Genomic DNA, 12,724 nt, shown 5'->3' on the forward strand with positions numbered 1-12,724 from the left:
AGGAAATGGGCCCTGAGGGACTCGAACCCCCGACCAATCGGTTATGAGCCGACCGCTCTAACCAACTGAGCTAAGGGCCCTCAAAAAAATTTGTATATTCACGTTACACATTCATAACAGCAACGTTAATTAATATACAACATTTTCTTGTGTTTCGTCAATAGTCTTTCGAAAATTTTCTTTTATAAAATTATTTTTGTGGACTTACGGAATAAATCGGACACCATAACGACCTTTGCGCGAGCGGTACACCTCCACTGCGCGGGGATCATTGTAGCCATACATCCAGCCGTCGTGCTCCAACCTTTTTGCCAGACATCCTGCCTGAAATTTAGTCGTGTACAGTCTGCCATAGTAAATCCAATACATCCGAACTCCCTCTTTTCACATGATGGTAGGAGTTAGTGTAACCGGATCGAATTCGATTTACACGGCCTGAGCCATAACAATCTACAATGGTTAGCACGAGTACGAATCGCTCTAATCATTAGCTCTGTTGGCCCCTATAGCTCATCTTATTTGCCAAAGGAAGTCGGATCCTGACGCCAGGAACGCAGCAGTTCCATCTCTTCTTCCTGAATAGTTCCTTCACGCAAGGCAACGTTCATCAGGGCTGTATAATTGGACAAGCTTTGCAGCTCCACACCTGCTTCTTCAAAGGCTTGAGTCGCTTTGTCTAGCTGGTAGCTGAAAATAGCTAGTACCGCTAACGGCTGAGCGCCTGCTTGTGCTACGGCCTGTGCTGCTTTAATGGAGCTGCCTCCTGTAGAAATGAGATCCTCGATGACCATAACCTTTTGTCCTGCGCCGATGCGGCCTTCAATTTGGTTCTCTTTCCCATGTCCTTTGGCTTTGTCCCTCACATAGGCCATTGGCAGATTTAGCTTTTGCGCCACCCAGGCCGCATGAGGAATCCCTGCTGTAGCTGTCCCTGCAATGACTTCGGTTTCGGGATATTGCTCACGAATGAGGGCAGCAAATGAGTCTGCGATCAGCTCGCGTACCTCCGGGTAGGACATGGTCAGACGATTGTCACAGTAGATTGGCGATTTAATGCCGGATGTCCATGTAAAAGGCTGTTGCGGGCGCAATGCCACCGCCTGAATACGTAACAGATGGGATGCGATTTGCTCGGGGATACTATTGAATGTGGTCATACTTGTATCATCTCCTCAATAATGTGTTCCGCTGCGGCACGTGGGTCTGCTGCTGCGGTGATAGGACGTCCAACAACAATGTAGCTGCTGCCTTGGGCAATGGCTTGCCCAGGTGTAAGCACACGCGACTGATCGCCTGCAGCACTACCTGCCGGGCGTATGCCAGGAGTTATCGTCTTAAAGTCTGATCCACATACAGCACGAATGGCAGGCACTTCCAAAGGTGAAGCTACCACACCATCCAGTCCCGCCTCACGGGTCAGTTGTGCGTAACGAACTACTGCATCCTGTACCGTACCAGGAATACCTAACTCCTTATTCATGGTCGTCTGATCCGTGCTGGTCAGCTGTGTGACTGCAATAATGAGCGGCATGGAAAGCGAACTGTCTGTGGAAATAGCTGCTTCTGCACCAGCTTTAGCGGCTGACATCATATTAACGCCTCCAGCAGCATGTACGTTGAACATATCCACACCTAGGCGGGTAATGCTCTCTGCCCCTCCCCGCACCGTGTTAGGGATATCATGCATTTTCAAATCCAGAAATACGGAGTATCCTCTGGACTTTAGCTGTTCTACAAAAGCTGGCCCTGCATTATAAAACAGTTGCATACCTACTTTTATATAACAGGGAATTCCCTCTAGCTGCCGAATTAACTGCTCAGCCTGTTGTGCATTGGGATAATCTAATGCAACCATCAGCCGTCCTGCCATCTGCTGAAATGCTCCATTCACCGTTCTACATCCCCTTTTCACGTCAATTCGGGTACATTTGCCCGTGATAAAGGACATCCATCAGCCGAAGCTGATGAATGTCCTTCCCTGTGCTACTTATTTCCTCACATCTATTCGTAACGCATTAGTTGCTTAGGACCGGCATGGATTCGGATGTGAAATTGATCGTTTCCAGCATTCTTAGCAAAGCGCGTACTGTATCCAGTGAGGTCATGCAGACGATGCCATTCTCAACCGCTTCGCGGCGGATACGGAATCCATCACGCTCTGGCGTTTTGCCTTTGGTCAGCGTATTGAAGACAAAGTTGGCTTCACCCGTACGGATCATATCCAGGATGTTCGGGTTACCTTCGCTCAGCTTGTTGATCGTGTTCACCGGAATATTGGCCTGCTTCATAGCAGCCGCCGTTCCACCTGTTGCAATAATTTTATAGCCCAGTCTGTAAAAGCCCTGCATCAACTCGACAGCTTCTTCTTTGTCCTTATCTGCCACTGTAATGATGATTGCTCCAGTGGATGGAATTTTCATGCCAGCCCCCACAAGTCCTTTGTACAGTGCTTTGGCATACTGAATATCGCGTCCCATGACTTCACCTGTCGATTTCATTTCTGGGCCCAGCGTCGGCTCTACACGGCGCAGTTTGGCAAAGGAGAATACCGGAACCTTAACCGAGACATAATTACTTTCAGGCCAAAGGCCTTCTGAATAACCTGCATCTTTAAGCTTACCGCCCAAAATAGCCTGTGTAGCCAGATTCGCCATCGGGATATTCGTTACTTTACTCAAGAAAGGAACCGTCCGCGAGGAGCGAGGATTAACCTCGATCACGTACACCTGGTCTTGATGAATGACAAACTGGATATTTACCAGACCGATCGTTTTTAATTCTTTGGCGATACTGATTGTAATTTCCACAATTTTTTGTTTCAGCTCGGCAGACAAGTGCTGTGGTGGATACACCGCGATCGAGTCACCTGAGTGAACCCCGGCCCGTTCTACATGCTCCATAATGCCTGGTACCAATACTGTCTCGCCGTCGCAGATGGCGTCGACCTCAACTTCTTTACCCAGCATATAACGGTCGATGAGCACCGGATGCTCTGGATTGATTTTAACCGCTTCTTCCATGTACCGCAGCAATTCCGTATCTGAGTACACGATTTCCATAGCGCGCCCGCCCAGAACGTAGGATGGACGTACCAGGACCGGATAGCCTAGCGCCTGTGCGGTTCCTACTGCTTCATCTACCGATGTGACCGTGTTGCCTTTAGGCTGTGCGATAGCCAGACGAGACAAAAGTTGCTCGAACTTTTTCCGGTCTTCCGCTTCATCGATACTTTCCAGACTCGTACCCAAAATATTCACGCCTGCCGCACTCAGCGGAGCTGCGAGATTAATGGCCGTTTGACCACCGAACTGGACGATAACCCCAATCGGTTTTTCCTGCTCGATGACATTCATTACATCTTCGAAGAAGAGCGGTTCAAAGTAGAGGCGATCGGATGTGTTAAAGTCCGTAGATACCGTCTCCGGGTTGTTATTGATAATCACTGCTTCGTAGCCTGCTTTTTGAATAGCCCATACCGCATGTACGGTGGAGTAATCAAATTCAATCCCTTGCCCGATCCGAATCGGTCCGGAGCCGAGTACGATAACTTTCTCTTTGTTAGATGGAATAACTTCATTTTCCACCTCGTAAGAGGAGTAGTAGTACGGAGTTGTGGCTTCAAACTCGGCTGCGCACGTATCTACCATTTTGTAGACCGGACGCAGGTTTTGAGCTAGACGGAATTCACGTACCTCACGCTCGGTTGTCATACTGTCGTTTTGGCCCATACTGCGAATCTCGGCGATAGAGCGGTCGGTAAAACCTTTACGTTTGGCCTGATAGAGTGTTTCGTAGGTCAGCTCAGACTCTCCAGCGATGTTGGCTTCGAACTTGACGATTCCCTCTACCTTATCGAGGAACCACCAGTCAATTTTCGTCAAATCTTGAATCTCCTGCTGCTGCCAGCCGCGACGGAACGCCTCGGCTACCAAGAACAAACGCTCATCATCTGCTTTAACCAGGCGATCCTTGAGCACGTCATCAGACAGCTGTTCGGCTCCCTTAAGATGCAGACGGTGTACACCGATTTCCAAAGACCGTACCGCTTTATGGATGGACTCTTCGAATGTGCGTCCGATGGCCATGACTTCACCCGTTGCTTTCATTTGCGTGCCCAGCTTGCGGTTGGCAGAAATGAATTTGTCAAATGGCCAACGTGGTATTTTGCTCACGATGTAATCCAGTGTTGGCTCAAAGCAAGCATACGTTTGTCCCGTTACCGGGTTCACAATTTCATCCAACGTGTAGCCCAGTGCAATTTTGGCAGCCATTTTAGCAATCGGATATCCGGTTGCCTTGGAAGCCAGCGCCGAGGAGCGGCTTACGCGTGGGTTTACTTCAATTACATAGTATTGATAGCTGTGCGGATCAAGCGCAAACTGTACATTGCAGCCGCCTTCGATATTGAGGGCGCGGATAATTTTCAGAGAAGCGGAGCGCAGCATCTGGTATTCGCGATCTGACAGCGTCTGACTCGGAGCTACGACGATACTGTCACCAGTATGCACGCCGACTGGATCAAAGTTCTCCATATTACAAACAACGATGCAGTTATCATTGCCGTCACGCATGACCTCATACTCGACTTCCTTCATACCTGCGATACTTTTTTCCACCAAACATTGTCCGATTGGACTGTATCTCAAGCCAGAGCTGACGGTTTCACGCAGTTCTTCTTCTGTAGAGCAGATACCACCGCCTGTTCCCCCTAGGGTATAAGCCGGGCGAACGATAATTGGATAACCGATTTCGTTAGCAAATTCTAACGATTCCTCTAAGGTTGTTACAATTACACTCTCCGGGACAGGCTGTTCCAACTCGCGCATCAAATCACGGAACAGATCACGATCTTCGGCTTGTTCTATCGAATTCAGTTGAGTTCCCAGCAGCTTGACGTTTTCACGCTCCAGCACTCCGGCGCGAGCCAGTTCCACTGCCATATTCAGACCTGTCTGTCCTCCCAGCGTAGGAAGCAGACCATCTGGACGCTCTTGACGGATAATCTGTGTTACAAAATCAAGTGTAATCGGCTCGATGTATACTTTGTCTGCCATGTTGGTGTCTGTCATGATGGTTGCCGGATTACTGTTGATCAGTACTACCTCGACGCCTTCTTCTTTGAGCGCTTGACAAGCTTGTGTACCAGCGTAATCAAATTCTGCTGCCTGACCAATGACGATAGGACCGGAACCGATCACAAGTATTTTTTTAAGTTCTGTATTTTTCGGCATATTAGCGCTCTCCTCTCACTGCGGCGGCGATAGCAGCCTGACGCGGTTGCTTTGGATGATTTCTTTTGTGCTCACGGATCATGTCCAGAAAACGGTCAAACAGGTAGCCATTGTCGTAAGGTCCTGGTGCAGCCTCTGGATGATATTGCACCGAAAACGCGGGATGCTTGGTATGTTTAAGACCTTCAATCGTTTTATCGTTGTTATTAATATGCGTCACTTCAAGCTCAGTTCCTTGGATCGAATCCTCATTTACCGTGTAGCCGTGATTTTGCGATGTGATAAAGCAGCGTCCGCTCTCCAGTTCTTTCACCGGATGGTTACCACCGCGATGTCCGAATTTCAGCTTTTCCGTATCCGCTCCCGAAGCTAAAGCGAACAACTGGTGTCCCAAGCAAATTCCGAAAATCGGGTATTCCCCTAACAGTTCAGCTACCGTACGAACGGCATGGGGTACGTCTTTTGGATCTCCAGGGCCGTTAGACAGCTGGATACCGTCCGGGTCCAAACGGCGAATTTCCTCAGCCGTCGTATCATGTGGAACGACAACCACATCGCAGTCCCGTTTATTCAGTTCGCGCAAAATGCCGCTTTTTGCACCGTAGTCAATCAATACAATCCGCTCTCCGTTGCCAGGACTGCTGTACGGATGAGGTGTGGAAGTCATAGGAACCTGATTACGCAATTCTTCAATGGTGAGGTCAGACATCATTTCTTTCAGTTCTTCCAGCGGCTGGGAACCAGTCGTCAAAATGCCCTTCATCGTGCCGTGATGGCGAATAATCCGGGTAAGCATGCGGGTGTCGATGTCGCTAATGCCAATGATGCCATATTCCTTCAGCAAATCGCCCACGCTGTATTGAGCACGCCAGTTGCTTGGCGCCGGCTCGTAATGTCGAACAGCAAAGCCGTGGACATAAGGCCGTACCGATTCAAAGTCATCCCGAGTAATTCCGTAATTGCCAATCAGCGGGTAAGTCATCGTTACGATTTGTCCGCAGTAAGAGGGATCAGTCAGCACCTCTTGATAGCCTGTAATCCCTGTGTTGAAAACGACCTCGCCTGTTTTATCACCTTCCGCACCAAATGATGTGCCTGTAAACAGCGTGCCGTCCTGAAGTAACAATCTTGCCTGCATCCCGTCTCACTCCTCTATATTGTTTCCTGCTATTAGGTTCTATTTATTTAGTGGTTTCTATTTATTTTGCTTCGTCAGCAGACCATACCAGTTTGCCGTCTACCCAAGTTTTCACGGGCCAGCCTTTGAGCTTCCAGCCTGTAAAAGGAGTGTTGCGTCCTTTGCTGGCAAACGTTTGCGGATCAACTGCCTGCTCCTGCTCCAGATCAATCATGGTCAGGTCAGCTGGAGCCCCTTCTTCCAGGCGTCCCGTATCAAGGCGGAAGACACGCGCTGGATCAGCAGTCATACGACGCACTAGAAAGTCCAGCGTCCACTGTCCGGTGGCTACGAATTTTGTGTACAACAGCGGGAAGGCTGTCTCAAATCCAACGATTCCGAATGGCGCCAGCTCCATACCTCTTGCCTTCTCTTCCTCACTGTGCGCTGCATGGTCGGTTACGACGATGTCAATCGTACCGTCTTCCAGTCCCTCTATGCATGCCTGCACATCACGTGGGGAGCGGAGCGGAGGATTCATTTTCCAGTTCGCATCCAGCCCAGGGATGTCCTCATCTGACAATACCAAGTGGTGTGGGCATACCTCAGCCGTTACCTTGATGCCAAAAGATTTCGCGTGGCGGATTAACCGCACTGACTGCTCCGTGCTGACATGGCATACATGATAGTGTGCCCCGGTTGCCTCGGATAGTAAAATGTCTCGTCCGACGTGAATGGCTTCGGATTCGTTCGGAATGCCTTTAAGTCCGTGGCGCTTGGCAAATTCGCCGTCCGTCACCGCCGCTCCTTCAACAAGCGTGTTATCCTCACAGTGTGCAATAACCGGGATATCCAGTGCTTTGGCCCGCGCCATGGCATCCTTCATCATTTGCGCGCTTTGCACCCCGACACCATCGTCAGTAAAGCCAATTGCACCTGCTGCCTTGAGCGCTTCAAAATCTGTCAGCTCACGACCCAGTTCGTTTTTCGTAATGGCTGCGTAAGGAAGAACCTTGGCAAGCCCGGCTTCCTGTCCCTTTTTCAATACCAGCTGGACTGTGTCCACATTGTCAGTCACTGGACGTGTGTTTGGCATGCAGGCAATCGTCGTAAATCCGCCTTTCACCGCCGCACGGCTGCCCGTTTCAATCGTTTCTTTATATTCAAAGCCAGGTTCTCTCAGATGCACATGCATGTCGATTAAACCGGGGATGACCAGTTTTCCCTGGGCGTCGATTTTTTCAACTTCGCGCTCCTGCTCAGATGCCCCTTCTTCTATAAGTAGGCTGACTCCAGCATCTGCATTTGCGATAGCCAAAATTTTTCCGTCGGCGATTAGGATGGATTTCAATTCAGCCTCGCCCTGCTCGTTCAATACGCTTGCATTCATTATTAATTGTTTCATCTGAAATATTCCTCCGCTCAGTTTTCTGCAACTTTTTCCTACGATCCTACTGACAGCTTCTACAGCTTCATTGCCCGTTCCATAACCGCCATGCGGATCGGAACCCCGTTTGCCATTTGCGGAAAAATTCGCGATTGTTCGCTTTCCACAACTGCACTATCAATTTCCACATTCCGATTCACTGGAGCTGGATGCATGATAATCGTTCCGGGCTTCAGGTTCGCTGCTCTTTTTTCTGTCAAACCGTACTGCTCTCGGTACTCATCCGCTGAGCGCAACATCCCTTCAGCATGCCGTTCCAGCTGTACCCGAAGCATCATGACCACGTCCGCCTGTAGTGCCTCTTGCATCGGAACATAAGGCGCGTACGCCGCAAGATCAGGTGCTTGCATATTATCAGGAGCGCAGAAGCTAACCTTGGCTCCGAATTTTTGCAAGGCCCACAGATTCGAGCGAGCGACACGGCTGTGCAGAATGTCTCCTATGATGGATACTCTCAAGCCTTTAAGTTCACCGAAAGTTTTGCGCATGGTGTACAGGTCCAGCAGAGCCTGCGTTGGATGCTCATTGTTGCCGTCCCCCGCATTAACCAGTGGGACACTGACCTTCTCGGCGAGCTCTTGCAGCACACCGGCTGGCTTTAACCGAATGACTCCTGCATCAATGCCCATGGATTCGAGCGTACGTACTGTATCGTAAATGGACTCCCCTTTTTCCACACTGGAAGCCGCAGCGGAAAAGTTCAAAACCTGAGCGCCCAGCCGCTTCTCTGCCATTTCAAAAGAAAAGCGGGTGCGAGTGCTGTTTTCAAAAAACATGTTGGCCGCAAAGCGTGATTGCAGTACTGGAACCAGTTTTTCTGGTTGAGACTCCCAATAATGAGCGCGATCCAGAATGGACTCGATTTCATTTCGGCTAAGTTCCTTTAACCCGAGCAGGCTACGTTCTTTAAGTTGACTGGCTGTTGTGATCATAGCTGTTCCCCCCGGTTCTGAATGATTGTCACTTCGTCCTTACCGTCCGTCTCTTGAAGGGCTACTACGATTTCCTCAGATTTGGAGGTCGGGATGTTCTTGCCGATGTAATCCGGACGAATCGGAAGCTCACGGTGTCCGCGATCCGCTAGCACTGCCAGCTGAATCATTTGCGGTCGTCCGCAGTGCATCAATGCATCCATCGCCGCGCGGATGGTGCGGCCTGTATACAGCACATCGTCAAAGAGAATGACTTTCTTATCATGAACCGATACGTCAGCAGGATTCATCAAAAGCTCTTTTCCATTTCCTTTAGCTTCGGCTACGCTGCTCCGGTCATCCCGGTAGGCTGTAACATCCAGCTCTCCCCATGGAATTGGTGCGCCTTCAATCTCAGCAATTTTTTCAGCCAGACGTTGCGCCAAATGAACTCCGCGTGTTCGAATACCTACTAGCACACAATCGTCAATACCTTTGTTTTTCTCCAAAATTTCATGTGCAATCCGTGTCAATGCCCGACGAATCGCAATTTCATCCATCAGTACATGTGTTTCATGACTCATGCTTCCAGCCTCCTCAGGTGATGTTCCCTTCAGACCTGGTCCCGTGTTCGGATACAAAAAAGACTCCTTGCCCAAGTTTGGCAAGGAGTCTCGTGTGAACAGTCTTCTACTGTTCTCCGATCTCTCGGACACACTGAAGACATACCGCCGCAGCGGATGCACTGATCAGTGATCCATTCACGTTACCTTGCCAGCCTCACGGGACTGATTTAAAGGTGCTATTCAGGATTTCCTTTGTCCTGCTTCTCATAGTGTGAGATGGTTAGCCATCTCTTGGACAAAGTTCATCGCAACTACGAGAAGTATGACAGATTGAAAATCGTGTGTCAACACCCGTTCAACCGGAACCACCGGAAGCACTCTAATAATTATACAACTTCATTGTATAATTATCCATAGTTGTTTTTACCCATACCTTATCCCACAATAAAAAAACCGCCATTTAGGCGGTTTAACTTAATAATTTATTCAGGTTTGTGAATAGGAATGCAAATTGTCATTGTTTTAGCGACTACGCAAGGATGCTAACACATCCTCCATATCAGGAGGGATCGGTCTGTTGAATTCCATGTACTCTCCAGTGGATGGATGCTTAAAACCCAGTACCGCCGCATGCAGCGCCTGACCATCCATACGAACCCCTTTGCTGCGTCCATACATAGGGTCGCCAACCAATGGGTGTCCAATAAATTTCATGTGAACACGAATTTGGTGTGTGCGTCCTGTTTCCAATTGAAGTTCAAGCAGGGTATAATCCCCCAACCGTTCAATGACGAGAAAATGGGTGACTGCATGCTTGCTGTTACGTTCCGTCACTGTGAACAATTTGCGATCACCCGAATCGCGGCCAATCGGAGCATCTACCGTTCCCTGATCGTGGCTCAAATGACCGTGAACTAAGGCTATATATTTCCGAGTCACACTATGGTCCTTAAGCTGTGCTGCAAGTGATGCGTGAGCCTGATCATTTTTAGCCGCCATCAGCAGTCCTGATGTATCCTTATCAATACGGTGAACAATACCAGGACGTAATTCCCCATTGATGCCGGAAAGATCGTGGCAGTGGTACATCAGTGCGTTAACCAATGTTCCCGAAGAGTGTCCCGGTGCAGGATGCACGACCAGACCACGTTGCTTGTTAATAACAATAACGTCCGAATCCTCGTAAACGACATCCAACGGAATATTTTCCGGTACAATATCTACACTTTCTGGCTCCGGTACCGATAATACAATACGATCTCCTTCAGCCAGCTTGTAGTTCGCCTTGATCGCCGTACCGTTCACCAACACCCGACCATTTCCGATCCACAGCTGTATCTGAGAACGAGACACTTCCTTCATTTCTTCGGCGATATATTTGTCTATACGTGTTTTGGCATCCACGGAATCCGCTGTCCATTCCAGAGATTCACTCTCCAGTTCGTCTTCATAAGACAGACCTGCGGCTTCGCCATTTTCATTCACTTCGCTCATGCTATGACTTCCCTTCAATGCTATCATTGCCATTTCCTTTTTCCCGACGCGATTCCAGCAATGTATCCAAAATAATCAGTGCTACACCGATGACAATCGCCGAATCTGCCACATTAAAAATCGGGAACGTATAGCTTCCAAAATTGAATTGCGCAAAATCAACCACTTCACCTGAAATAGCCCGATCCAAAAAGTTACCGACTGCTCCCCCCAGCACCAAACTTAGCGCAACAGGAAGTAGCTTTTGTCCAGCCTTGACTGTTTTTCGCAGGTACCAGACGATACCGATCACCACTACAATTGTAATCACGATAAAAAGCCAACGTTGACCTTCCAAAATCCCAAAAGCGGCTCCACGATTACGATGGGAGGTGATTAAAAAGAAATTGCCGATGACTGGTATTTGCTCGTACAATTCCATCCGCGTAGCCACCAAATATTTTACTCCCTGATCAATCAAAAAAATAATTAGCGCAATACCAAAATAAATCACAGTCCTTCGTCACTCCGATCCGCTTATATCCGTTGTTGAACCCATTTATTGTAGCATAAGCGTTCTCAGATCGTCCACGAAACCCGCAAGCTATCAAGTACAGATCATCTATAAAATGAACTCCACTGCATTTGATTAGAATTTCCTATGTAAAAGAGGCCTTCCCGGTGCAAACTACAAGGAGCATACTCGACACAACGCATGCGCATGTAAACCTAGAACAAGGAGAGGATTCCATGTCCCCATTGACGGAGCAACAATTGCAGGGCTTGCGTAACGAACTGCTGGAACGCAAAAAAGAAATTGAGCATCGTTTGCAGGACAACGGCCATTACGGACTCGGCGATTCCCAACGCGATCAAACCGGCGAGCTTTCTCCTATTGATAACCACCCAGGAGATCTGGCTACCGAAACCTACGAGCGAGCCAAGGATATTTCCTTACTGGAGCACGACGAATTCCAATTAGAACGCATCGAATCAGCTCTGATGGCCATGGAAAAGGGGACGTATGGCATTTGTGCCGCCAGCGGTAAACCCATTCCCTATGAGCGCCTACTGGCTGTTCCCTATACCATTTACTGTAAAGAGTACAGTCCCGAAACAGAAGTGTCTAACCGCCGCCCAGTGGAGGAAGAATTTCTCGCTCCCTCGTTCGGCAGAACAAGTCTGGATGAGCGTGATGATCAAAACGGCTTCGACGGTGAAGATGCATGGCAGATCGTCGAAAATTGGGGTACCTCTAACACACCAGCCATGGCCGAAAGTAGAGAAATCCACAGTTATGATGATATGGAAATTGAAGCAGGCGACGATAATATGGGCTTCGTAGAACCATACGAAAGCTTTGTTGCTACTGACATTTATGGACAAAATGTTTCCGTTATTCGTAGTTCCATTTATCAGCGTTATATCGAAGATGGCGAGGGCGAAGGTCTACTGGAGCCGGATACGCACGAAGACGAATCGTGAACTTCAAAGTGGAGATCGCTGCCTAATAGGTAGTAAGCTCCAATTGTCGTTGTACAATTCGTACAATATCAGCGATATAATCACCGATAATCGGCAAATTCAACGCTCCGAGCACTTGCAGCACATAAATAATGGTAGCGGCAAAAAAAGTAAAACCTAGCGCGATGCCGATTCCCCTGGAAACGCCTGATATTAGATTTAGCCAAAGTAATCGCCAAGGCTTGTTCAGCAGCAAAGCATAATCTGCAATACGTGTCCGTTCCATCTGCTCTGACACAGCACGTATCAGCTTTTCAACACGACTTAATTGCTCTGCCTGATTACCTGTTTTGCTTTTATCTGCGGCTACGGCAGCTCCCTCTCCGTTCATCCCTCGGAGACTTCTCCCCTGTCTACGCCTTGATCGTGCCGTCATATGCACAATCCCCCTTTTCCCATGGCTGCCCTGAACGCAGCAAACGAGCCGAAGCACGTAACGGAGAAAAACCGTTTCC

12 protein-coding genes and 1 tRNA gene are annotated in these 12,724 nt (G+C 48.8%); 1 reads left to right on the plus strand and 12 read right to left on the minus strand.

The annotated features are described in order from the left end of the window. Positions 1–6 precede the first annotated feature (6 nt). From MKY24_RS17405 to lspA, 11 genes are all read right to left on the minus strand, one after another. A tRNA-Ile gene (locus tag MKY24_RS17405) sits at positions 7–80 on the minus strand. Between the two features lie 124 nt (positions 81–204). Beyond that, positions 205–369, minus strand: a complete 165-nt coding sequence (locus MKY24_RS17410) for a hypothetical protein (RefSeq protein WP_014282411.1) — start codon at positions 367–369, stop codon at positions 205–207. Positions 370–515: 146 nt separating this feature from the next. Continuing rightward, positions 516–1,157: an orotate phosphoribosyltransferase gene (pyrE, locus tag MKY24_RS17415; protein WP_071558489.1), complete on the minus strand. Its 642-nt coding sequence runs from the start codon at positions 1,155–1,157 to the stop codon at positions 516–518. After that, positions 1,154–1,948, minus strand: coding sequence for an orotidine-5'-phosphate decarboxylase (pyrF, locus tag MKY24_RS17420; protein ID WP_081327469.1), 795 nt, complete (start codon positions 1,946–1,948; stop codon positions 1,154–1,156). Before pyrF ends, pyrE begins: the two co-directional genes overlap by 4 nt. A gap of 67 nt (positions 1,949–2,015) precedes the next feature. Next, a complete protein-coding gene (carB, locus tag MKY24_RS17425; RefSeq protein ID WP_053325762.1) occupies positions 2,016–5,231 on the minus strand; it encodes a carbamoyl-phosphate synthase large subunit in 3,216 nt (1,071 codons plus the stop codon). Between the two features lies 1 nt (position 5,232). Next, complete coding sequence (carA, locus tag MKY24_RS17430; protein ID WP_028540491.1) at positions 5,233–6,369, minus strand: glutamine-hydrolyzing carbamoyl-phosphate synthase small subunit; 1,137 nt, start codon at positions 6,367–6,369, stop codon at positions 5,233–5,235. A 61-nt stretch (positions 6,370–6,430) separates the two neighbouring features. Beyond that, positions 6,431–7,753, minus strand: coding sequence for a dihydroorotase (locus MKY24_RS17435; RefSeq protein ID WP_339200515.1), 1,323 nt, complete (start codon positions 7,751–7,753; stop codon positions 6,431–6,433). A 59-nt stretch (positions 7,754–7,812) separates the two neighbouring features. Continuing rightward, on the minus strand, positions 7,813–8,727 hold the full coding sequence (locus MKY24_RS17440) for an aspartate carbamoyltransferase catalytic subunit (protein WP_023989427.1): 915 nt from the start codon (positions 8,725–8,727) through the stop codon (positions 7,813–7,815). After that, complete coding sequence (pyrR, locus tag MKY24_RS17445) at positions 8,724–9,290, minus strand: bifunctional pyr operon transcriptional regulator/uracil phosphoribosyltransferase PyrR (RefSeq protein WP_023989428.1); 567 nt, start codon at positions 9,288–9,290, stop codon at positions 8,724–8,726. The genes MKY24_RS17440 and pyrR overlap by 4 nt, the downstream gene beginning before the upstream one ends. Before the next feature lie 504 nt (positions 9,291–9,794). Beyond that, on the minus strand, positions 9,795–10,766 hold the full coding sequence (locus MKY24_RS17450; protein WP_023989429.1) for an RluA family pseudouridine synthase: 972 nt from the start codon (positions 10,764–10,766) through the stop codon (positions 9,795–9,797). A gap of 1 nt (position 10,767) precedes the next feature. Beyond that, on the minus strand, positions 10,768–11,259 hold the full coding sequence (lspA, locus tag MKY24_RS17455; RefSeq protein ID WP_023989430.1) for a signal peptidase II: 492 nt from the start codon (positions 11,257–11,259) through the stop codon (positions 10,768–10,770). Between the two features lie 236 nt (positions 11,260–11,495). On the opposite strand from lspA, the gene MKY24_RS17460 reads away from it, so the two are divergent. Continuing rightward, the gene (locus tag MKY24_RS17460; RefSeq protein WP_023989431.1) at positions 11,496–12,230 is read left to right on the plus strand and encodes a TraR/DksA C4-type zinc finger protein; all 735 of its coding nucleotides are present in this window, start codon (positions 11,496–11,498) and stop codon (positions 12,228–12,230) included. Positions 12,231–12,252: 22 nt separating this feature from the next. On the opposite strand, the gene MKY24_RS17465 is transcribed toward MKY24_RS17460, so the two are convergent. Next, positions 12,253–12,645, minus strand: a complete 393-nt coding sequence (locus MKY24_RS17465; RefSeq protein ID WP_230486204.1) for a DUF5665 domain-containing protein — start codon at positions 12,643–12,645, stop codon at positions 12,253–12,255. Positions 12,646–12,724: the final 79 nt, after the last annotated feature.

The organism is Paenibacillus sp. FSL P2-0322 (assembly GCF_037975315.1).
Lineage (GTDB): Bacteria > Bacillota > Bacilli > Paenibacillales > Paenibacillaceae > Paenibacillus > Paenibacillus polymyxa_B.